General features: G+C 64.3%; 19 protein-coding genes. 11 read left to right on the top strand and 8 right to left on the bottom strand.

Annotated elements, in window-relative coordinates:
* Window positions 1-64: 64 nt before the first annotated feature.
* From CEY11_RS18150 to dnaJ, 3 genes are all read left to right on the top strand, one after another.
* Window positions 65-511, top strand: a complete 447-nt coding sequence (locus tag CEY11_RS18150; RefSeq protein ID WP_408608145.1) for a thioredoxin family protein — start codon at window positions 65-67, stop codon at window positions 509-511.
* Between the two features lie 138 nt (window positions 512-649).
* The gene (gene dnaK / locus CEY11_RS18145; protein ID WP_088604818.1) at window positions 650-2,578 is read left to right on the top strand and encodes a molecular chaperone DnaK; all 1,929 of its coding nucleotides are present in this window, start codon (window positions 650-652) and stop codon (window positions 2,576-2,578) included.
* 110 nt (window positions 2,579-2,688) lie between these two features.
* The gene (dnaJ, locus tag CEY11_RS18140; RefSeq protein WP_088604817.1) at window positions 2,689-3,810 is read left to right on the top strand and encodes a molecular chaperone DnaJ; all 1,122 of its coding nucleotides are present in this window, start codon (window positions 2,689-2,691) and stop codon (window positions 3,808-3,810) included.
* A gap of 170 nt (window positions 3,811-3,980) precedes the next feature.
* On the opposite strand, the gene CEY11_RS18135 is transcribed toward dnaJ, so the two are convergent.
* The 3 genes from CEY11_RS18135 to CEY11_RS18125 all read right to left on the bottom strand — a co-directional run bounded on the left by CEY11_RS18135 (window position 3,981) and on the right by CEY11_RS18125 (window position 9,292).
* Window positions 3,981-6,998 carry a M16 family metallopeptidase gene (locus CEY11_RS18135; RefSeq protein WP_088604816.1) on the bottom strand — a complete coding sequence of 1,006 codons (3,018 nt, stop codon included), beginning with the start codon at window positions 6,996-6,998 and terminating at the stop codon, window positions 3,981-3,983.
* A 115-nt stretch (window positions 6,999-7,113) separates the two neighbouring features.
* Window positions 7,114-8,286 (bottom strand): vWA domain-containing protein, encoded by a 1,173-nt coding sequence (locus CEY11_RS18130; RefSeq protein WP_088604815.1) that lies wholly within the window; start codon window positions 8,284-8,286, stop codon window positions 7,114-7,116.
* A 136-nt stretch (window positions 8,287-8,422) separates the two neighbouring features.
* A complete protein-coding gene (locus CEY11_RS18125; protein ID WP_088604814.1) occupies window positions 8,423-9,292 on the bottom strand; it encodes an AAA family ATPase in 870 nt (289 codons plus the stop codon).
* A gap of 227 nt (window positions 9,293-9,519) precedes the next feature.
* Here CEY11_RS18125 and CEY11_RS18120 point away from each other — a divergent pair, with 227 nt between their 5' ends.
* Together CEY11_RS18120 and CEY11_RS18115 are read left to right on the top strand one after the other, a co-directional pair.
* On the top strand, window positions 9,520-9,873 hold the full coding sequence (locus CEY11_RS18120) for a c-type cytochrome (protein WP_143322917.1): 354 nt from the start codon (window positions 9,520-9,522) through the stop codon (window positions 9,871-9,873).
* Window positions 9,874-9,886: 13 nt separating this feature from the next.
* A complete protein-coding gene (locus tag CEY11_RS18115; protein WP_088604813.1) occupies window positions 9,887-10,252 on the top strand; it encodes a c-type cytochrome in 366 nt (121 codons plus the stop codon).
* Between the two features lie 141 nt (window positions 10,253-10,393).
* On the opposite strand, the gene CEY11_RS18110 is transcribed toward CEY11_RS18115, so the two are convergent.
* On the bottom strand, window positions 10,394-10,822 hold the full coding sequence (locus CEY11_RS18110; RefSeq protein WP_088604812.1) for a DUF1841 family protein: 429 nt from the start codon (window positions 10,820-10,822) through the stop codon (window positions 10,394-10,396).
* A 326-nt stretch (window positions 10,823-11,148) separates the two neighbouring features.
* On the opposite strand from CEY11_RS18110, the gene icd reads away from it, so the two are divergent.
* The 6 genes from icd (at window position 11,149) to CEY11_RS18080 (ending at window position 17,685) form a co-directional block, all read left to right on the top strand.
* On the top strand, window positions 11,149-12,405 hold the full coding sequence (gene icd, locus CEY11_RS18105) for an NADP-dependent isocitrate dehydrogenase (RefSeq protein WP_088604811.1): 1,257 nt from the start codon (window positions 11,149-11,151) through the stop codon (window positions 12,403-12,405).
* A 520-nt stretch (window positions 12,406-12,925) separates the two neighbouring features.
* Window positions 12,926-14,185 (top strand): ABC transporter substrate-binding protein, encoded by a 1,260-nt coding sequence (locus tag CEY11_RS18100; protein WP_088604810.1) that lies wholly within the window; start codon window positions 12,926-12,928, stop codon window positions 14,183-14,185.
* Window positions 14,186-14,294: 109 nt separating this feature from the next.
* Window positions 14,295-15,170 carry a branched-chain amino acid ABC transporter permease gene (locus CEY11_RS18095; protein WP_088604809.1) on the top strand — a complete coding sequence of 292 codons (876 nt, stop codon included), beginning with the start codon at window positions 14,295-14,297 and terminating at the stop codon, window positions 15,168-15,170.
* Window positions 15,163-16,089 (top strand): branched-chain amino acid ABC transporter permease, encoded by a 927-nt coding sequence (locus CEY11_RS18090; RefSeq protein ID WP_088604808.1) that lies wholly within the window; start codon window positions 15,163-15,165, stop codon window positions 16,087-16,089. Before CEY11_RS18095 ends, CEY11_RS18090 begins: the two co-directional genes overlap by 8 nt.
* Entirely contained in the window at window positions 16,079-16,912 is an 834-nt protein-coding gene (locus tag CEY11_RS18085; protein ID WP_088604807.1) for an ABC transporter ATP-binding protein, read from the top strand. Before CEY11_RS18090 ends, CEY11_RS18085 begins: the two co-directional genes overlap by 11 nt.
* Before the next feature lie 56 nt (window positions 16,913-16,968).
* Complete coding sequence (locus CEY11_RS18080; RefSeq protein WP_233154954.1) at window positions 16,969-17,685, top strand: ABC transporter ATP-binding protein; 717 nt, start codon at window positions 16,969-16,971, stop codon at window positions 17,683-17,685.
* A gap of 87 nt (window positions 17,686-17,772) precedes the next feature.
* On the opposite strand, the gene CEY11_RS18075 is transcribed toward CEY11_RS18080, so the two are convergent.
* From CEY11_RS18075 to CEY11_RS18060, 4 genes are all read right to left on the bottom strand, one after another.
* On the bottom strand, window positions 17,773-18,897 hold the full coding sequence (locus CEY11_RS18075) for an NAD(P)/FAD-dependent oxidoreductase (RefSeq protein ID WP_088604806.1): 1,125 nt from the start codon (window positions 18,895-18,897) through the stop codon (window positions 17,773-17,775).
* 33 nt (window positions 18,898-18,930) lie between these two features.
* Complete coding sequence (locus CEY11_RS18070; protein ID WP_088604805.1) at window positions 18,931-19,851, bottom strand: SMP-30/gluconolactonase/LRE family protein; 921 nt, start codon at window positions 19,849-19,851, stop codon at window positions 18,931-18,933.
* Between the two features lie 58 nt (window positions 19,852-19,909).
* Window positions 19,910-20,890, bottom strand: a complete 981-nt coding sequence (locus tag CEY11_RS18065; RefSeq protein WP_233154953.1) for a Bug family tripartite tricarboxylate transporter substrate binding protein — start codon at window positions 20,888-20,890, stop codon at window positions 19,910-19,912.
* A gap of 119 nt (window positions 20,891-21,009) precedes the next feature.
* Window positions 21,010-21,990 carry a tripartite tricarboxylate transporter substrate binding protein gene (locus CEY11_RS18060; RefSeq protein ID WP_088604804.1) on the bottom strand — a complete coding sequence of 327 codons (981 nt, stop codon included), beginning with the start codon at window positions 21,988-21,990 and terminating at the stop codon, window positions 21,010-21,012.
* Window positions 21,991-22,386: the final 396 nt, after the last annotated feature.

Raw genomic sequence — 22,386 nt, 5'->3', positions numbered from 1 at the left:
AGGACACGCTCCCTCCCGCGGGGAGGATGTCGCGCAGCGACAGGAGGGCGGTCAACCCTCGATGGTGGAAGCCCCCCAGTTCGATCCCGGCGCGGTCTTTGACGTGTTCGGCATGCGGCCGGTCGACAGCGCCAGCTTCGATGCCGTGGTCGCCAATGCGCCGGGCGACGAGCTGCGCTGCGTGTTCATGTGGGGCAACGACTGCTACAACTGCAATGTTTTCAAGAACACCGCCCTGATGCTGCAGGATCGCATCCAGGCGCTGGGCCTGGCCTGGTACCAGGCCAATGTCTATCAAGACGAGCCCCTGGGGCGGCGTTTCGGCCTGCACGGCGTGCCGGCCTTCGTGTTCTATCGCGGCGGCAAGCGCCTGGGGCGCATTTCCGGCTGGCCGGGCCTGCCGCAGTTCAGCGCCGCGGTGCAGCGCCTGCGGGTTGCGGCAGTGCCGCCCGCCGCGGCGGCAGGCGCGGCACAGCCCACGGCGCAAGCCGAGCACCCGCCGCCTGGCTAGCGGCCCAAAGGCGGCACGGGGGCGGGGCGGTCTCGAACAGCCTTGAATTTTGTTCCACAGCCCCCAATTGCATACCAGTCGAGATTCATTTCCAATCATTCAAGCATCATTCAAACAAATTTTTCAGAGTCTAAGATCATGGGCAAAATCATCGGTATCGACCTGGGCACCACGAATAGCTGCGTGGCCTTCGTGGAAGGCGGCCAGGTCAAAATCATAGAAAATGCGGAAGGCGGCCGTACTACGCCTTCGATCGTCGCCTACATGCAGGACGGCGAGGTGCTGGTCGGTGCCCCGGCCAAGCGCCAGGCCGTCACCAACCCCACCAACACGCTGTACGCCGTCAAGCGCCTGATCGGCCGCAAGTTCGAAGAAAAAGCGGTGCAGAAGGACATCAACCTGATGCCCTACAAGATCGTCAAGGCCGACAACGGCGACGCCTGGGTCGAGGCGCAGGGCAAGAAGCTCGCGCCTCCGCAGGTGTCGGCCGAAGTGCTGCGCAAAATGAAGAAGACCGCCGAAGACTATCTCGGCGAAGAGGTCACCGAGGCCGTGATCACGGTGCCTGCGTACTTCAACGACAGCCAGCGCCAGGCCACCAAAGACGCCGGCCGCATCGCGGGCCTGGACGTCAAGCGCATCATCAACGAGCCCACTGCCGCGGCCCTGGCCTTCGGCATGGACAAGAGCGAAAGGGGCGACCGCAAGATCGCGGTGTATGACCTGGGCGGCGGTACCTTCGATATTTCCATCATCGAGATTGCCGACGTCGACGGCGAGAAGCAGTTCGAAGTGCTGTCGACCAACGGCGATACGTTCCTGGGCGGCGAAGACTTCGACCAGCGCATCATCGACTACATCATCTCCGAGTTCAAGAAGGAAAGCGGCGTCGACCTGTCGAAAGACGTGCTGGCCCTGCAGCGCCTGAAGGAAGCGGCCGAGAAGGCCAAGATCGAGCTGTCCTCTTCGCAGCAGACCGAGATCAACCTGCCGTACATCACGGCTGATGCGTCCGGCCCCAAGCACCTGAACCTGAAGATCACGCGCGCCAAGCTGGAAGCCCTGGTCGAAGACCTGATCGAGCGCACCATCGAGCCCTGCCGCACCGCCATCAAGGATGCCGGCGTCAAGGTCTCGGAAATCGACGACGTGATCCTGGTCGGCGGCATGACCCGCATGCCCAAGGTGCAGGACAAGGTCAAGGAATTCTTCGGCAAGGATCCGCGCAAGGACGTCAACCCCGACGAAGCCGTGGCCGCCGGTGCTGCGATCCAGGGTTCGGTGCTTTCGGGCGACCGCAAGGATGTGCTGCTGCTGGACGTCACGCCCCTGTCCCTGGGCATTGAAACCCTGGGCGGTGTCATGACCAAGATGATCCAGAAGAACACCACGATCCCGACCCGCTTCTCGCAAGTGTTCTCCACGGCCGACGACAACCAGCCCGCGGTGACCATCAAGGTGTTCCAGGGCGAGCGCGAGATCGCCGCCGGCAACAAGGCGCTGGGCGAGTTCAATCTCGAAGGCATTCCGCCGGCTACGCGTGGTACGCCGCAAATCGAAGTCACGTTCGACATCGACGCCAATGGCATCCTGCACGTGTCGGCCAAGGACAAGGGCACGGGCAAGGAAAACAAGATCACCATCAAGGCGAACTCCGGTTTGTCCGAAGATGAGATCGAGCGCATGGTGAAGGACGCCGAGGCCAATGCCGAGGAAGACCATCGCGTGGCCGAGCTGGCCCAGGCCCGCAACCAGGCCGACGCGCTGGTGCACTCCACCCGCAAGTCGCTGGAAGAATACGGCGACAAGCTGGAGGCTTCCGAGAAAGAGGCCATCGAGAACGCCGTGAAGGAACTGGAAAGCGCGGTCAAGGACGGCGACAAGGCCGCCATCGATGCCAAGGTCGAGGAATTGGCCAAGGCCTCGCAGAAGCTCGGCGAAAAGATGTACGCCGACATGCAGGCCAAGGCCGGTGCCCAGGGCGCGGCAGAGGCGGGGGCGGCTGAGCAGCCCGCCGATGAGAACGTCGTCGACGCCGACTTCAAAGAGGTCAAGCGCGACCAGTAAGCCCCGGCCATGACGGCCCAGGCCCGGTTTTCGGTGTTTTGCCGGGAACCGGGCGTTCTCGTTCATAGACATAGGCGGAAGGGCGCCTTGTGCGCCCTTCGCGAAACCAAATGGCAAAACGCGATTTTTACGAAGTATTGGGCGTGGCGAAGAACGCGTCCGATGACGAGATCAAGAAGGCCTACCGCAAGTTGGCCATGAAGTACCACCCCGACCGCAACCCTGGCAGCCGCGAGGCCGAAGAGAAGTTCAAGGAAGCCAAGGAAGCCTACGAGGTACTGGCCGACGAAGACAAGCGCAGCGCCTACGACCGCTTTGGCCACGCCGGGGTCGACCCCAACGCCGGCGTGGGCGGCGGCATGGGCGGCGCGGGCTTTGCCGAGGCCTTCGGCGATATCTTCGGCGAGATCTTCGGCGGTGGCGGCGGGCGCCGCGGCGGCCCGCAGGTGTATCGGGGCGCCGATCTCAAGTATTCGCTGGAAATCAGCCTGGAACAGGCCGCCAGCGGCTTCGATACCGAAATTCGCGTACCCAGCTGGGAAAACTGCGAGACCTGCCATGGCACGGGAGCCAAGCCCGGCACTCATCCCAAGACCTGCCATACCTGCGGCGGCAGCGGCGCGGTGCGCATGCAGCAGGGTTTTTTCAGCGTGCAGCAGACCTGCCCGACCTGCCATGGTTCCGGCAAGGAAATCACCGACCCATGCACCGCCTGCGATGGCGTGGGCCGCACTCGCAAGAACAAGACGCTGCAGGTGAAGATTCCGGCCGGCATCGACGACGGCATGCGCATCCGCTCGTCCGGCAATGGCGAGCCCGGCGTCAACGGCGGCCCTCCGGGCGATCTGTATGTCGAAATCCACCTCAAGCCGCACGGCATTTTCCAGCGCGACGGCGAAGACCTGCACTGCGAACTGACCATTCCGTTCACCAGGGCGGCGCTGGGCGGCGCGCTAGAGGTGCCCACCCTGACGGGCAAGGGGGAAATCTCCATCCCCGAGGGCACCCAGACGGGCAAGACCTTCCGCCTGCGCGGCAAGGGTATTCGCGGCCTGCGCGGCAGCTACCCCGGCGACCTGTACTGCCACGTCTCGGTCGAAACCCCGGTGCGCCTGAGCGAAGAGCAGAAGAAGCTGCTGCGCCAGTTCGAGACGTCGCTGGCGCAAGGCGGCGAGAAGCACTCGCCCAAGAGCGAGTCCTGGACCGACAAGGTCAAGAGCTTCTTTTCCTGATCGGGGCCAAGGGGCCAATGGCCCGCGGGCTCTGGCCCTTGCCCTTGTAAAACTGGCCGCCTCGTGCGGCCGTTTTCTTGGGTGGCACTTGGGTGGCAGCGCCTGCCGCCCATTCCACCCGCCACGCACGCCTTCCGGGCAATCCGCCATGGCCGGGCCGCCCCTTTTTCTTAACGCAGTTCCGCCGCCTGCCTGGCCTGCGCCTCGGCCGCGTCCGCATTGGCGGCCGCTTTCGGCGCCGCCGAACCAGGGTGCGCCGGCGTTGCGCCTTCGGCCAGGCGTTTCTCGTCGGCCGCCAGGGCCGAGCTGAAATCCGCCGGCTTGAGCACCGCGCGCAGCGCCGCGTTGACGTCGGCCGCCGTCAGCGCCCGCAGCTTTTCGTCGTGCTGCTGCGACCAGGCAAAGCTGCGGCCTTCGTCCATGTAGTCGATCCAGGCGTCGGCCAGAGAACCGTCTTGCGCGCGCGCCAGCTTGCGAAAGTTCAGAATCGCATGCACGGCGTCTTTGACTTCCTGCTCGGTGTAGCCGTCGTGCAGCGCCCGCGCAAGCTCTTCGTGCACCGATTGCTGCACCCGGTGCGCATTCTGCGGCGCCTGTATGGCGTAGATCGTCCAGTCGCCCGAGGCTTCGTGCGACGACACGCTGAGCCGGCTGTGCACGTCGTACGAGAGGCCTTCCTGGACGCGCACCTTGTTCCACAGCCGCGAATTGCCCGAGCCGCCCAACAGGTAATTGGCCACGTACAGCGCCACGTAGCGCGGATCGGTGTCCTGCATCTTGATCGGCAGGTCGGCCAGGTAGAACGAGTTGGCCTTGTCGGGTGTGTCGATCAGGAACTCTTTGGGCGCCACCGCACGATACGGATCGGGCACCCGCGTGTAGGAGGGCGCCTTGTGCCAGCCTTGCAGCGCCTGGGTCAGCGCCGTTTTCGCGGCTTGCGCATCGAAGTCGCCCACCGCTGAGAATTCGATGTTGCCGGCGCCATAGAACTGCTGGTGGAAATCCACCAGATCCTGGCGCTTCAGGGCCTGTATGCGGGCCAGCGCCTCGGCGAAAGTCGGTGTGTAGCGAATGTCGTCGCTGGGCCATGGGTTCATGTAGCGTGCCAGCGTGCGCGAGGCCAGTGCGGTCGGATCCGATTGTGCATCGCTGATGCTGCTGGCCATCTCGCGCTGGTATTCGGCCAGTTCTTTATCCGGGAAATTGGCGTGGCGCACCATGTCCAGCACCAGCCCGATCAGCTGCGGCAAGTGTTCGCGAGTGGTGCTGAGGCTGGCGGCCACGGCACCGCCCGAGCCGTCGAAATTGACGCTGGCCTGCAGCGCGGTCAGTTTGTCGTCGATCTGCTGGCGCGTCAGTTTGTCTGTGCCGCGGCCCAGCAGCGCCGCCACGGCATTGGATGCGGTGCGCTTGCCCTTGAGCGTGTCGACATTGCCGAAGCGGATCAGGAGCCGTGCCTCGACCAGGCCGCCGCGCGTCGCCTTGGGCAGCAGCGCCAGCTTCACGTCGCCGTTAGGCAGCTGCAGCGTACTGCGCTGCGTGGCGGCGTCTATGTGCTCGGGCGTCGGGTCGAAGGCCGCGGTGGCCGTCGGCATCGGCCTGCCCTTGTAGTGCTTGAACAGCGCCGTCAGGTCGACCTTGCCGGGTTCGGGCGCGCGCTCGGGCTTGTCGGTGGGGATGTACAGCCCGTCGGTGCGGTTGCTGCGCACCAGGTAGTCCTGGGTGACGCGCTGCACGTCGGCCAGTGTGGCCTGCTGCACGCGGTCGCGCTGCAGGAAGAACAGGCGCCAGTCGCCCGCGGCCGACGCCTCGGACAGCGCATCGGCCATGCTGGCCGGATCGGCATAGACCTGCTGCCAGCCGGTCAGCCACTGGTTTTTGATGCGAGTCAGATCCGCTTCGGTGAAGGGGTGCTGCGCTGCCGATTCCAGCGTCTGGTTCAGCACCTGCAGCGCCCGCTGCTGATCCATGCCCTTGTCGAGCTGGGCGCCGAACATGGCGTAGCCTGGCTGCAGCCGCGCCACTGTGTAGCCGAACACGCCGCTGGCCAGGTTCTGCCCCACCAGCGCGTGGTACAGCGGCCCCGAGGGGGTATCTGCCAATATCGATACGCCCAGATCCAGCGCGGTATAGTCGGCGCTGGCCGCTTGCGGTATGTGATACATGGCCGCCACCAGCGGGCTGCCGCCATGGCGCCGCAGTACCACCTCGCGCTCGCCGTCCTGTGCCGGCTCGACCGTGTATTCGGGCGGCAGCACGCGCGTAGGCCGCGGGATCTTGCCGAAGGCCGCGGCGATGGTGCGCAGCGTGGCCTGCGGGTCGAATTTGCCCGACACGATCAGCACCGCGTCGTCGGGCTGGTAATACTCTTTGTAGAAGGCCCGCAACTGGCCCACGTCGACGTTTTCCACGTCCGAGCGGGCGCCTATGGTGGCGTGGCCGTAGTTGTGCCACTGGTAGGCTGTGGCCTGCATTTTCTGGGTCAGGATCTGGAATGGGTTGTTCTCGCCGCGTTCCATCTCGTTGCGCACCACCGTCATTTCGGAGTCCAGGTCGCTCTTGGAGATGAGTGCGTTCTCCATGGCGTCCGCCTGCCAGTCCAGGAACCACGACAGCGTGTTCGGGTCGGCGGCGAAGCTCGCGTAGAAGTTGGTGCGGTCGCTGGTGGTCGAGCCGTTGGCGCGCAGGCCGCGCTGCGAGAAGGCTGCCAGGGCGTTGTGCAGCTTGGGCGTGCCGCGGAACAGCATGTGCTCGAGCAGGTGCGCCATGCCGGTCTGGCCGTAGTTTTCGCGGCGCGAACCCACCAGGTAGGTCATGTTCACCGTGGTGGTCGGCTTGGAGTCGTCGGGCGAGAGCAGCACCCGCAGCCCGTTGTTCAGGGTGTATTGGCTGACGCCCTCGACCGAGGGGCCGGCAGAAATCCCGGCCGGCAGGGTGATGGGGGCCTGGGAGGTAGTGTGCGAGACGGGCGGGCTTGCGGCGGCAGTCGCCGCGGTTGTCGATGCTGCGGCAGCCGATGCTGCGGCAGCCGTCGCTGCGGCAGCCGGGGCGGCGCCGGACACTGTCGCCGGGGCCTGCGAGTCGGAGGCTGCAGCGGCTCCGCCGGCAGCCGCCGCCGAGGCGGCGCTCAGTAGCCCGGCCAGCAGCAGCCCCAGGTACGTTGCGGTTCTGCGTGTCAATGAGGTCATGAGTTCGTATCCATGTAGGTGCCGAGTGGCTGGCCCGAAGATGCGGTCGCCGCGGCTGTCGTTCCGATGAGACCGCGGCGGGCGCGACAAGTTCTGCATGCCGATGGCGAGCGGCTCATTTGGAAAGATATTGCATGGCGCGCACCAGGCCGTCCACGGTCACGCCGTACATATGGCCGTGCATGATCTGCCGGATGATGTCGATCGACTGCCGGTATTGCCAGTAGCCCTCCGGCTCGGGGTTGAGCCAGGCCGCGCGCGGCCAGTTTTCCAGCAAGCGCTGCAGCCAGGTGGCGCCGGGCTCTTTATTGTTGTGCTCTACCGAGCCCCCCGGATGCACGATTTCATACGGGCTCATGGTGGCGTCGCCGACGATCACCAGGCGCCAGTCGTCGTTGTACTTGCGCAGCACGTCCCAGGTCTCGAAGCGCTCGGTGTGGCGCCGCCGGTTGTCGCGCCACAGGAATTCGTACGGGCAATTGTGGAAGTAGTAGACCTCCAGATGGCGGAATTCGCTGCGCGCCGCCGAAAACAGCTCTTCGACGCGCGCCACGTGATCGTCCATGCTGCCGCCCACGTCCAGCAGCATCACCACCTTGACGGTGTTGTGGCGTTCCGGAACCATTTGCAGATCCAGCCAGCCGGCGTTGCGGGCGGTGCTGTGGATGGTGTGATCCAGGTCGAGCTCCAGTTCGGCGCCCTCGCGCGCGAAATGGCGCAGCCGCCGCAGCGCCATCTTGAAATTGCGCGTGCCCAGCTCCTGCTGGTCGTCGTAGTCGCGGAACTCGCGCTTTTCCCAGACCTTGACCGCCGTGCGGTTGCCGGCCGAGGGGCCGCCCAGGCGTATGCCTTCCGGGTGGTAGCCGCCGTGGCCGAAGGGCGACGAGCCGCCCGTGCCTATCCATTTGCTGCCGCCGGCGTGGCGTTCGTTCTGTTCCTGCAGCCGTTCGCGGAACATCTGCATCAGCTTGTCCCAGCCGTGTTTTTCCAGCGCCGCTTTTTCTTCCGGGTTCAGGTGTTTCTGGAACTGCTTGATGAGCCAGTCCAGCGGGATCTCCTTGTCTGCCGGGAAGGCGGCGGCGATCTTCTCGTAGAAGATGGCGAAGGCCCGGTCGTAGCGGTCGAACAGGGTCTCGTCCTTGACCAGGGTCATGCGCGCCAGGTGGTAGAAATCTTCCAGCGTGGGCGGCATGACGCCGCTGCGCAGCGTGTCCAGCAGCGTCAGGTATTCCTGTACGGATACCGGCAGCTTGTGAGCGCGCAAGTGGTAGAAAAAATCGGTCAGCATGGCGTATGCGGCATGTTGCGGTGGCAGGGCCGGCGGCGCCGGGGCCGGGCGGCGGCCGGTGTGCGGGACGGCATGGCGGGCAAAGTGGCGGGCACGATAGTGGGCACGGTGGCGGGGGGCGCGTAAGCGGGCGGCCTCAGCGCCGCTGCCCGGCGCGGGTCATGGCCGCCAGGCGCTGCAGCAGCGACAGATCCTGTTCGTTCTTCAGCAGCGCGCCCGCCAGCACCGGCAGCTCGCCGTCGCCGCTCAGCTCGCGCGCGTCTATGGATTCGTTCATCAGCAGGCGCAGCCAGTCGAGGAATTCCGAGGTCGATGGCTTTTTCTTCAAGCCGGGCACGTCGCGCAGGGAGAAAAAAGTGTCCAGCGCTGCCGCCAGCACGTCTTGTGCCAGGGTGGGGTAGTGCACCTCGACGATGCGGCGCATGGTGTCGCGATCGGGGAAGCTGATGTAGTGGAAGAAGCAGCGGCGCAGGAAGGCATCCGGCAGGTCTTTCTCGTTGTTCGAGGTGATGATGATCAGCGGACGGTGCTTGGCCTGTATGGTCTGGCGGGTTTCATAGACATGGAATTCCATGCGGTCGAGTTCGCGCAGCAGATCGTTGGGGAATTCGATGTCGGCCTTGTCGATCTCGTCGATCAGCATCACCACCGGCTCGTCCGACTCGAAGGCGCGCCACAGCACGCCCTTGACAATGTAGTTGCCGATGTCGCGTACCTTCTCGTCGCCCAGCTGCGAATCGCGCAGGCGCGACACAGCATCGTATTCGTACAGGCCCTGGTGGGCCTTGGTGGTGGATTTGATGTGCCATTGCAGCAGCGGCCGGCCCAGCGCCGCCGCCACCTCTTCGGCCAGCATGGTCTTGCCGGTGCCGGGCTCGCCCTTGATCAGCAGCGGGCGCTGCAGGGCGAGAGCGGCGTTGACGGCCATTTTCAGGTCGTCGGTGGCGACATAGCGGTCGGTGCCGGCGAAGCGTTCAGAAGAAAAAGCAGATGCGGGTGAGGTCATTGTCTGGATCCGTGTCTATGAGCCCGGGCGGGCTGTGCACAAGTGGCCCGGGCCCGCTGCGTCAGCGGCCCGGCCGGCTTGTCCAGAGCCCGCCTGAAGGCGGAAGCGGCTGCACTTGCGGTGCCGATTCCTGGATAGGGTGCTGCAATTATCGTACAATCCACGAGTTTATCGGTCAGCGGTAACGGGCCGGCTTAATTCATTTACTGCCACATACAAGAGCTATCATGAAGTTGCGAACACCTATGATGCGCACTCTGGCTGCGCTAGCCGTAACGGCCTCCTGTGCAATCGCCGGCCAGGCCTTTGCCGCCGATGCGGCTCCCGTCGGCAACGCAAAGGCCGCGCTCGGCAAGACCTCGATGTGCATCGGCTGTCACGGTATTCCCGACTACAAGGCAGCTTTCCCCGAGGTGTACCACGTTCCCAAGATCGCCGGCCAGAACGCGCAATACATTATTGCCGCGCTCAAGGAATATGCCAGCGGGGCCCGCACTTTCCCCACCATGGAAGCCATCGCCAAAAGCCTGTCTCCGCAGGACATGGCCGATCTGGCAGCACATTATTCCAGCTTGAAATAACCGGGGGCCTCTCATGAAGACATCGACGATCGCCCTGGTGGGTGCATTCCTTTTTGCCGCCGGCTCCATCACGGCCCAGGCGGCCGACATCGCGGCCGGCAAGGCCGCGTTCACGAAATTCACTTGCGCCTCGTGCCACGGTGCCGACGCCAAGACGCCCATCAACCCGGCGTATCCGATCCTGGCCGGCCAGCACGAAGACTATCTGCGCCATGCCCTGCACGCCTATCAGCGCGGCCAACAGAACGCGCCGGCCACCGCCAACATCCGCAAGAACCCCATCATGGGCGCCATGGCGGCGCAATTGAAGCCCGTCGACATCGACAATATCGCGGCCTATCTCGCCAGCCTCCCGTCCCCCTTGTCCACGCAGGAATAGGCGGGCCGTCAGGCTCGGCCGTGTGGGCCGGTACCAGGCGGGCCTCGCCTTGCTGGCCCGGATCCGGCCCGGGTCTACAAAGCAAAAACCCCCTCCGGGAAGAGGGGGTTTTTGCTTTGAGCAGCGTTGCAGCCGCGCCTGCTAGCGCCGCGTCGCCCGCTGCAGGATCAGCGCCACATAAGCCTCGTTGTCAAAAGGCTTGCCCAGGCGCTGTGCTTCCCACACCACTTGACCCAGGCATTCCATGATTTCGTGGGCGGCCTCGTGCGCGTCGCGCGTGGCCAGCAACTGCTGGTGGGCCGCCTTGATGCCGGGCGGCTGATCGATGGACAGCTGCTCGCTGATCGCCAGGTGCATGGACAAATGCAGGAACGGGTTGGTACGCCCCTGTTCCACGCTGTAGTCGGCCTCGAGCGCCTGCGGGCTTTCCAGATCGGCATGATATTCCGGATGCTGCAGGATCCAGTCCAGCGCCATGGCTTCCAGCGGGGTAAGGATTGCCCCCGATTTGTGCTTGCGCCAGGTTTCCGTGAAGAACTGCCGAACCTGTTCGCGGGACGGATTGAACATGCAACACCTGCGCCGATGAAAGCATTATTTTAGTCCCTCGGCCACACCTGCCGGGCCGTGCCGCGGGGGAGCGCCATGCGGCTGGGGCAGCGCGAATGGCGCGCCCGGTGGCCGAGGCTTTCAATCCCCGCCGCATTTAGGCTAAACTAGCACTCTTATATAAGACCTGCCGGGCCACGGCGGCGCTTGTTTGTGCGCCGCCGTATTGCATACGTCCCGGCCCTGTCGGATGATTTCGTTTCGGCGCGGCCGGCCATGGGCCCAGGGCCCGTGCCGCGGCACTTGTTTCCACCGAATCTTCTCCTACCGGAGCCATTGGAGCATTCATGTCCTACCAGCATATCAAGGTCCCTACCTCGGGCCAGAAAATCACGGTCAACGCCGATTTTTCGCTGAACGTCCCCGATGAACCCATCCTGCCCTACATCGAAGGCGACGGCACCGGCACCGACATCACGCCCGTCATGATCAAGGTGGTCGACGCGGCCGTGGCCAAGGCCTATGGCGGCAAGCGCAAGATCCACTGGATGGAAATCTATGCCGGCGAAAAATCCACCAAAATCTATGGCCCCGACGTCTGGCTGCCCGACGAAACCCTGGAAGCCGTCAAGGAATACGTGGTGTCCATCAAGGGCCCGCTGACCACTCCCGTGGGCGGCGGCATCCGCTCGCTGAACGTGGCGCTGCGCCAGCAGCTCGACCTGTACGTCTGCCTGCGCCCGGTGCGCTACTTCAAGGGCGTGCCCTCGCCGGTGCGCGAGCCCGAGAAGACCAATATGGTCATCTTCCGCGAGAATTCCGAAGACATCTACGCCGGCATCGAATTCCCGGCCGAATCCGAACAGGCCAAGGCCATCATCGACTTCCTGCAGTCCAAGCTGGGCGTCAAGAAGATCCGCTTCCCGGCCACTTCGGGCATCGGCATCAAGCCCGTTTCCAGCGAAGGCACGCAGCGCCTGGTGCGCAAGGCCATGCAGTACGCCATCGACAACGACCGTTCGTCCGTGACCCTGGTGCACAAGGGCAACATCATGAAGTTCACCGAGGGCGCTTTCCGCGACTGGGGCTATGAACTGGCCCAGAAGGAGTTCGGCGCACAGCTGATCGACGGCGGCCCGTGGTGCAAATTCAAGAACCCCAAGACCGGCCGCGACATCATCGTCAAGGACGTGATCGCCGACGCTTTCCTGCAGCAGATCCTGCTGCGCCCGGCCGAATACGACGTCATCGCCACGCTGAACCTGAACGGCGACTATGTGTCCGACGCTTTGGCCGCGCAAGTCGGCGGCATCGGCATCGCCCCGGGCGCCAACCTGTCCGACTCCGTCGCCATGTTCGAAGCCACCCACGGCACGGCGCCCAAGTATGCCGGCAAGGACTACGTCAACCCCGGTTCGGAAATCCTCTCGGCCGAAATGATGCTGCGCCACCTGGGCTGGACTGAAGCTGCCGACCTGATCATCTCCAGCATGGAAAAATCCATCCTGTCCAAGAAGGTCACGTACGACTTCGCCCGCCTGCTGGAAGGCGCGACCCAAGTGTCGTGCTCCGGTTTCGGCCAGGTCATGATCGACAATATGTAAATTGCCTGAGGCCTGGTCGTTCAGGGCCTGGAAAAGCCCCGCTCTCAGTACGTGAGAGCGGGGCTTTTTAGTGCCTGGCGGCTAGTGTTCAGGCTGGGGCATCGGCCACGCCGGATCCGATAATTGCGCCGTTGCCGTATGGCGGCGGCGAGGACGCCGCGGCATGGGCGTATGGGTTATGACGCCGGGCCGTGGCCGGGCGCAGTCCGTCGCAGTCGCCATGCACGGCCGGCCGGCGCCCGCCGGCCGCATCGCGGTTGTTGGGGGAACACGCATAACGGGGCCAGCGGCCATGGGCATCATGGAATACCCCGATGTTCCGTCCCCGTATGATTCAGAGCGACGTAAGTGTTCGGGTATAACATGCCCTTAAGCACCATTCCCGTGTCCCCATGACGGCTGCGGGTTTGTGCGGGGCCGCGGCACGCGTGGCCGTGCACCGATGGCGACTCCACAAAGATTGCCACAGGCGTTGCACCGCTTGCACAACGGTCTGCGCCGCATATAAAGGAGACTACTTATGTTGCGCAAAGCAATATCCTCCATGCTTGCAGCCTCTGCGCTGCTGCTGTCCGCCGGGGCCCTTGCGGCTTCCGCCCCTTCCGAAATCAAGATCGGCACGCTGTACGCCTCGTCCGGCCCTTTCGCGGCCATTTCCATGCCGGTCTACCTGGGCCTGAAGCTGTGGGCCTCGGAAGAAAACGCCAAGGGCGGCGTGATGGTAAAGCCCTATGGCAAGCGCATACCCGTCAAGCTGGTGTCCTATGACGACCAGAGCAACACCGCCACCGCGGCCACGCTCTATAACCAGCTCATTACGCAGGACAAGGTCGACCTGCTGGTGTCCGACAGCGGCTCGGTGCTGACCTCGGTCGCCGTGCCCATCGCGCGCGAACACAAGATGATGCTGTTCGACCAGACCGGCACGGGCGGCACTTTCTTCACGCCGGACAACCCCTACATCGCGCTGATGTCCGACCCGGTGTCCACCATTTGGCCTAAGTACATCGCCGACTTCCTGACCAAGGAAGGGCCCAAGCTGGGCATCAAGAAGATCGCGCTGCTGTACGCCACCAACGATTTCACCGGCACCCAGGCCAAGGCTTTCCGCGGCTTTGTCGAGAAATCCGGCGCGCCGGTGAAGATCGTCTACGACAAGGGCGTGCCTACCAGCACGTCGAACTACACGGTGCTCATCAACAATATGCGCGTCGCGCAGCCCGATGCGGTGGTAGAGATGGGCTATCCGGGCAACGACATTGCGTTCCTGCGCAATCTGCGCGACTCGGGCACGCAGTTCAAATGGCTGTTCGCCATTTATCCGGGCCTGGAAACCGAGCACATGATCGCCACGGTGGGCAATGACGGCCTGCGCTATGTCTACACTTACGTGCCGTCCTCGGTGGTGCAATACCATGCCGAGTCGGGCATGTCGCTGCCGCAGTTCAAAGCGGCGTGGACCAAGGCCTATCCCGATAACAAGGTGGCCTTCGGCTTCAACGCGGTGGCGGGCTACACCACGGGCCTGGTGATCCAGAACGCCCTGGCCGCTACCGAAAGCATGGATCAGCTGGCGCTGCGCAAGGCCGTGTTCGGCCTGTCGGGCAAACTCAAGACCATAGACGGCACCTTCGCGCTGGACAAGAACGGTGCGCAGATCGGCGAAATCACCCCCCTGGGGCAACTGGTTCCCGACGGCAAGAAGGGGTTGAAGTTCACCGTCGTGTATCCCCACGACGTGGCTACGGGCAAGGCGGTTTATCCCGCTCCGTCCAACTAAGCCCGCGGCCCGCGGGGGCATCGGGGCATGCGCGGCCTTGCGCCGTGCGCCCCGATGCGCTTACGCTGTCCTCGTATCGTGTGCGACTTCATAGCGAGCCCATAGCGACATGCTTGCATATTCGATCCTGGCCGGCCTGCTTTTCGGTCTGTACTTCAGCCTCGTCGGCTTGGGGCTGAATCTTATTTTCGGGGTAATGCGCATCGTCAACCTGGCGCATGGCGACTTCGTCATGCTGGGCGCGTTCTCGGCCGTGGGCCTGTACGCCGCCACCATGTTGAACCCGATACTCGCGGCGGTGCTGTGCCTGGTGGTGTTCGCCGCCATAGGCTTTCCGCTTTATTACGCGCTGGTGCCGCGGCTGCTGCGCTCGCCCGACCCCGAGATGCTGTCGATCATCCTGTTCTTCGGCTTGTCGCAGGTGATCGAGTCTTTGGCCACCATCGCCTTCGGCCCCAGCGAACGTTCCATACCCGGCCGGGCGCTGGGGCATCATCCGATTGCCCTGCTGGGCGAGACCTTTCCCGCGGCCTGGGTGGTCAGCGCCATATGCAGCGCGGTGGCCGTCGTGCTGCTGTTCCTGTATCTGTATCGCACGCGCGTCGGCCGACTCACCCGCGCGGTCATGGTGCATCGCGACGAGGCCCTGGCCACCGGCATAGACGTTGGCCGCGTCTCGGCCCTGGCCTTCGGCATAGGGCTGGGCCTGGCCGCGGTGGCCGGCTGCTTTGCGCCCTTCATGCTGGGCAGCGTCACGCCGGCCAGCGGCGTGCACCTGACCATACAGTCCTTTACGGTGATCATCGTCGGCTCGCTCGGCAGCCCGCTGGGCACCGTGCTGGGCGGCCTGATCTACGGAGTCTCGCTGATGCTCATGCAGACCTATTTCAGTTCCTGGGCCGGCCTGCTGCCGTATCTGATGCTGATCGCCATATTGCTCGTGCGCCCCAGCGGCCTGCTGGGCCGGAAGGTGCGCCATGCCTAAAGCCCAAGCGCTGCGCGCTTCTCTGGCCGTATTGGTTCCGCTGGTGCTTGCGGCCGCGCTGCTGCCGCAGGTGTATTCCAACCAGTTGCTGCTGTTCAACTTCCTGGTGTTCCTGACGCTGGCGCAAGGCGTCAACATCATCTACGGCTTCACGGGCTACCTGCCTTTCGGCTATGTGGGCTTTTTCGGCGCGGGCGCCTACGGCTTCGCGCTGGCCGTCATGCACTTGCACGCCGGCCCGCTGGCCGCCATGGCGGCCGGGGCTGCCACCTCCGTGATCTTCGGCCTGGTGCTGACGCCGCTGCTGCGCCTGTCGGGGCCGTACTTCGCCATCGCCAACCTGGCCGCGGCCCTGGCGATTGCCGAGATCGTCTCCAACCCCGAACTCGAGAACATCACCAAGGGGCCCTACGGCGTGTCGCTCTCGGGCATCTTCAACCCGGCGCTCAGCTATGCCATCGCCATACTGGTAATGGCCTTCACCGTGGGCTGCGTGCTGTACCTGCGCTATTCGCGCTTCGGTCTGGCGCTGCAGGCCATCAAGGACGACCCCATCAGCGCGGCGTCGTCCGGCATCAACGTGGTGCGCGCGCGCGTCATTGCCTGGCTGCTGTCGGCGCTGACCGCGGGCCTGATCGGCGCCAACTTCGCCTGGTACGTATCGGTGTTCTACCCCGACAACGTCTTCAGCCCCGACTTCAGCATTTTCGCCATCGTCTTCGCGCTGTTCGGCGGCGTGGCCACCGTGACCGGCCCGATCTTCGGCGTCATCGTGCTGTACGGGCTTTACAACTTCATCGGCATTTCGACGCCGCAGTACTTCCAGCTCATCTACGGCCTGCTGATCATGGCGCTGGTGCTGTTCCTGCCCAATGGGCTGGCCTCTTTGCTGCGGCGCTGGGGAATACATGTCATCTGATGCCGCCGCCAGCAAGCCCACCACCGTTGGCGATGCCACGAGCGCGGCCGTTGCTGCGAGTGCAGCGACTGCCGGGGGTGGCCGCGCCGCTTCCGCCGCGCCGCTGCTGCGGGTGCAGGGGCTGGCCAAGCATTTCGGCGCCTTCCGCGCGCTCGACGGCGTCAGCTTCGACGTCATGCCGGGCGAGGTGCTGGGCCTGGTCGGCCCCAACGGTTCGGGCAAGACCACCTGCATCAATGTCATCACCGGCCTGTACCGGCCCGATGGCGGCAGCATTCTGTACCAGGGGCGCCCCGTCGGCGGCATGGCGGCGCATCGCCTGGTGCACCAGGGCATCAATCGCAGCTTCCAGATTCCCAAACCCTTCAAGACGTTGACGGTACGCCAGAATGTCGAGGTGGCGCGCACCTACGGCCAGCACGGCGGCGGCGCCAACGCCGACACCGGCATAGGCGAGCTGCTGCGCTTCCTCGATCTGGAGCCGCACGCCGACCGCTATGCGGGCGAACTCACCAGCGCCCAGCAGAAGATGCTGGATCTGGCGCGTGCGCTGGCCACCCGGCCCAAGCTGCTGTGCGTCGACGAGCTGGGCGCGGGCCTGAATCCCGCCGAGCTCGATCTGGTGGCGGGCCGCCTGCGCGAGCTGGCGCGTTCCGGCATCGCGCTGCTGGTGGTCGAGCACTTGATGGATTTCGTCGACCAGGTCACCGATCGCCTGATCGTGCTCAGCGCGGGCAAGAACCTCTTCGAGGGCACCTTGTCGCAAGCCGTACAGGATCCACGAGTCGTCGAAGTCTTCCTGGGGGCTCCCGATGAACATTGAGAAGCGCAATGCGGGCGTTCACCGGCAAGGCTGCTGCGCAGCGGCAGGGGATGTCGATGGCTGATGAATTGTTGCGTGTGTCCGGCCTGGACGCCGGCTATGGCAAAGTGCAGGCGCTCTGGGGGGCGGGCCTTACGGTGCGCCCGCGCGAAACCGTGGTGCTGCTGGGGCCCAACGGTGCCGGCAAGACCACGCTGATCAAGACCATCATGGGCCTGCTGCCGAGCTGGGGCGGCACCATCGGCTTCGAAGACCATGACGTGTCGCGCGAACGCACCGACAAGAGGGTGCGCCGCGGCATCGCGTATATGTCGGAGACCGCCTGTTTTCCCGACCTCAGCGTCGACGACAATCTGCACATTGGCGGCCAGTTCCTGCCGCCGGCCGAACTCAAGCAGCACATCGCCGGCCTCTACCGGCGCTTCCCCATTCTGGAAGAAAAGCGCCGCGCGCTCGGCAGCAGCCTGTCCGGCGGCCAGCGCAAGATCCTGGGCGTGGCCAAGGCCCTGGCCGGCCAGCCCAAGCTGCTGGTCATGGACGAGCCCTCCGCCGGCCTGTCGCCGGTGTTCGTCAAGGAAGTGATCCAGGTTCTGCGCCAATTCCGCGACCTGGGCCTGGCGCTGCTCATTGCCGAGCAGAACGTCAAGTTCCTGGATCTTGCCGACCGGGTCTACACCCTGGAGGGCGGCCGCATAGGCTTCGAAGGCACTGTCGAGGAAATGCATGCCGACGCCGCGCTGGAGCGCGCGTACTTCGGTTTGAAGAAGGCCTGAGCACTTGAAGAAGGCCTGAGCATATTGGCGCGGTAAGCGGCGCGGGCAGGGCGGTGTCGCATAGCGCACCGTTTCAGTGGGCCGGCCTCAGCCCGCCCGTCCTGCCGCCAGCCGTGCGACGTATTCGCCTATGGCCAGCGACGACGTCAGCCCCGGGGATTCCATGCCGAACAGATTGATCAGGCCGGGCACACCGTGGCGCGACTCGTCCTGGATCACGAAGTCGCTTGCCGTGTTGTGCATTGAAGAGCCCGGCCCGGCGAGCCGGGGGCGGATGCCTGTGTAGCCGGGCTGCAGGTCGCCGTCTTGCAGCTTGGGGTAGTAGCGGCGCACCGCCTCGTAGAATGCCGGTTCGCGCGCCGGATCGAACGTATAGTCCAGCTTGTCGCGCCAGCTTATGTCCGGGCCGAATTTGCACTGCCCGCCCAGATCCAGCGTAACGTGCGCCCGAAACGCGCCTTCGCGGCTGGTGGGGTACACCAGGTGCGTGAAAGGCGACTTCCGGGCCAGCGAAAAATAGTGGCCGATGGCGTAGTAGAGCGGCGGAATGAGATCCGCGGGCATGCCGTCGATGGCAGCCGCGACTTGCTGCGCGCCCAGTCCGGCGGCGTTGATGACGGTCTTGCATTGCACCGTAAAGGGCTCTGCACCACCCACTTCGAGCACGGTGCCTTGCGGGTCGGCCCGGCCCGATTCCACCTTGCCTTGCAACGCCAGGGTGGCGCCATGGTTTTCGGCATCCGCCAGATAGGCCAGCATCAAGCCGTGGCTGTCGACGATGCCGGTGGAAGGCGAAAACAGCCCGGCCACGCACGAGACTTCCGGCTCCATGGCGCGCACTTCGGCGTCCGACAAAAGACGCAGATCGGTGACGCCTTGCGCGGCGGCCAGCGCCACGTATTGATGCAAGGCTGGAATGCCGCTGTCGTCGGTTGCGACGATCAGCTTGCCGATGCGGCGGTGCTGAATGCCGCGTTCGCCGCAATACTGGTACAAGGCATTCTTGCCGGCCACGCACAGCCTGCCCTTGAGCGAGCCGGGCGCGTACGAAATGCCCGCGTGGATCACTTCGGAATTACGCGCGCTGGTATGTGTGCCGATGGCGGTTTCCGCTTCCAGAATGATGACTTCGCGGCCCGCCATGGCCAGCGCGCGCGCTATGGACAGGCCGATGACGCCCGCGCCGATCACTACACAATCTATTTTTTCCATCCGCCGTGCTCTGGTGTTTAGTGGGGCTGCGTTTCATGAATGGGAAAACAAGGCCAGCCCTTCGGCGGGCAGTTCCGCTTCCAGCAGGGTTCCGGTTTGCGATTCCACGATTACCAATTGCCGCGTGCCGGGGCGGAAGGCCAGGTTGGTGGTCGTGCTGCCTATGGGCGAACGTACGTAGTGCGTTATTTCACCGCGCGGGTTCAGTACGAAGGCGCCCCCGAGGCTGGCGTGGCCGACCACCAGGCGGCCTTCGCTGTCGAGGGCCAGGCCGTCCGGCCCGCTGGTGCCGAAGAATGTTTGGAACACCCCCGCCTTGCTGAGATTGCCGCTGGGCAGCAGCGGTGCGCGCCAGACCGCATTGGCGCGCGTGACCGCTAGATAGAAAACGCTGCCGTCGCCGTTCAGCGCCAGGCCATTCGGGCTGGGCACGTTGCCGATCACGACGTCCAGCCTGCCGCCAGGTTCCAGACGGTAGACGCGGCCGCTGGGATCCTGCATTCCGGTCTGGCCCTGGTCGGTGAAGTAGCAGCTGCCCTGCGCGTCGAAGGTGAGGTCGTTTACGCCCTTGAACGATTCGCTGGCGCGGTGGCCCAGAACGGATTCCATGGATCCCGTCGCGGGATCGAAGCGCAGGATGCCGCGCCGGTAGTCGGCGATCCACAGGCTGCCGTCGCGGTGGAACGCCGAGCCGTTGGGCCAGCCCTCGTATTGCGTGGCCAGAGACCAGTTCAGGTCGGGGTCGATGCGGAAGATCCGCCCATTGGGTATGTCGGTGACCCACAAATTACCTTCCCGGTCGAAGGAGGGCCCTTCGAGAAAACTGTCTATCAGCTGTCCGGGCTTGTTGGCTTGGGCCCATTCCGTCTGCTGCAGTTTGCGGAATTTGTCGGGCAGCCGGGTCATGACCCGGGCCTCGACGACTTCAGGAGGAGAGAAAGACAGGTTCCACATGGCAAGGGGTGAATTGATGGTGAAGTGTGGGATTATGAATCATGCATCGTATCGGGAATTACTGCGGATGAATCCCCGCTTGCTGCGCCGCGCTGATCCACCCCTTGGTTTCGCGGCGTATCATCGCGGCGAAGTCCGCCGGGGGCATGCCGCCGGCGTGGGCGCCTTGCTTGGCCAGCGACTGCTCGATGGACGGATCGGACAAGCCCTTCTTGATCAGTTCGTACATGGAATTGGTGATTTTTGGAGGTGTACCCTTGGGGGCGGCCATGCCGAACCAGTTCATGACCTTGTAGGCGGGCAGACCCGCCTCGCCGAAGGTAGGCACGTCGGGCAGCACGGATACCCGCTGGCCGCCAGTGACTGCCAGGGCGCGAGCCCTGCCGCCCTGTATCTGCGGCACGGCCGTCGGGGTGGCGGTGATGAGGTAATCCACCTGATTCGACACCAGGCCCCGCATCGCGTCGCCCGCGCCTTTGTAGGGAATGTGGGTGGCGGAAATATCGGCGTCTTTATTGAACACCACCGTCTGCAGGTGGGTGGAGCTGCCGGCGCCGCCCGAGCCGAAATTCAGTTTGCCGGGGTGCTGTTTGGCATATTTGACCAGATCCTGCATGGTTTTGAAGGGCGATTTTTCGGGCACCACCAGCACCACCGGCGTTTCCACCAAGGTGGTAATGGGAATCAGGTCGGTTTCGTGGTTCCAGGGCAGCTTGGAATACAAGGCCGGCAGCATGGCGTAGGACGTGTCATTGGTGAGGAACGTCGCGCCGTCGCCGGCAGCCCTCGCGACTTCCGCCGTGCCTATGGTGCCGGCGCCCCCCGCCTTGTTCTCGACGAAGAATGATTGTCCGGTTTCCTGGGTGAGCTTCTGGGCTATCAGGCGCCCCGCATAATCGGTGGTGCCTCCGGCCGCGTAGGGCACGATGATGTGCACCGGCCTGGACGGCCAGTCTTGCGCGCCGGCGTGGCCCGCCATGCACAGGGCGGCGGCCGCAAGCGCGTAGCGCATGCACAGAGTCAAGGTCTTGCTATTCATATGTGCTCCGTTTTTTCGGGGGTGTTGCGACGGTGGGGGGCTGCATGCGGCCGCACGCAGCGGGAGCCAGGCCGGGGCGTGAGCGGGTACAAGGCCGCCTCGAGTTTGGGCGGTGCCGCTCATTGCAAGGAAATATGCCTTTGCTCTATGAGCGTGGACCATTTCTTCATCTGTCCGTCCAGGAACTTTCCGAATTTGGCCGGGCTGCTGCTTGCAGGCTCTATGCCCATGTCGTGCAGACGCTTGATCACCGAAGGATCGGATGTCGCGTAATTGGCGGCTTGCGCCAGTTTTTCGACTATCGCCGCCGGCGTACCGTGCGGCACGAACAGGCCGTGCCAGTCAAGAACCTCGAAGCCAGGGAAGCCGCTTTCCTGTACGGTGGGTACATCGGGCAGCACCTTCAGGCGCTTTGCCGACGAAACGGCCAATGCCCTGACCATGCCGGAGCGGACATACGGCAGGCCCGACGAGACGTTGGCAAAATAACAATCCACCTGGCCGCCTATGACATTGGTCAGCGCCGGGGCTCCGCCCTTGAACGGCACGTGCAGCATGCGGGTGCCGGCCCGGTCGTTGAGCAGCTCCGCGGCAAGGTGCGCCGAACTGCCCACGCCGTACGAGGCATACGTGACGGTGCCCGGATGCGCTTTTGTCTGGGCGAGCAATTGAGCCAGGGTCTTGGACGGCAGCTTGGGGTTCTCCACCAAAATCATGGCGGCGGTCGCTACCAGCGAAACCGGCTCCAGATCATGCCGGGGGTCGAACGGCAGCTTGCGCAGCGATGCGTTCACCCCGAAGGCGAATGTGTCGTACAGCACGGTATAGCCGTCCGCCGGGGATCGCACGACATAGCCTTCGGCAACCGTGCCGCTGGCGCCGGGCTTGTTCTCGACGATCACGCTCTGGCCCAGGCGATCGGACAGCTTCTGGGCGATGACCCGCGCGGCATTGTCAGCGCCGCCGCCGGCGCTATAGGGCACTATCAGGCGTATGGGCCGATCGGGATACGAACTGCCGCTTGCGTAGGCCCGGCCTCCGAGCCCGCAGGCCGCGACGATGGCCAGCGCCATGCCGGCCAAAGATAATGATCGAGTCATGCTTGTCTCCAGTGGGATGTGATTGTGGTTATGGGCTACGCCGGGCGATGATCGTTGTGTTCAGGCAAGGGTGGTTCTTTACTCGGGGCGGTTGTGATTCGGGCTTTGCTCGTTGGTAGACGGCTACTTGGCATTTGCAGCCATGCGCCAGGCGGTACAGCCCTTCATCGCATCTTAATTTGACACATCGCACTGGCCTCAGTCCATTCACTAATTATGATCAACCGATATACAAGAGTTATGAATTGAGTCCGATTGCGCTGTGTGCCCTTGTTCCTCGCTGGCCCAGGAACGCTTTCGGCTCAAGCATTTACATCCGTCGAAACAGTGCATTGGCATGGGATAAGCCTTGGGAAAATTCGGTACCCATTTGAGCTGGGCTTCAGCACATTTTGG

It is taken from the genome of Candidimonas nitroreducens (genome assembly GCF_002209565.1).
GTDB classification, from domain to species: domain Bacteria; phylum Pseudomonadota; class Gammaproteobacteria; order Burkholderiales; family Burkholderiaceae_B; genus Candidimonas; species Candidimonas nitroreducens.
The sequence above is the reverse complement of the archived record's forward strand: the minus strand, read 5'-3'. Positions and strand labels throughout refer to the sequence as shown.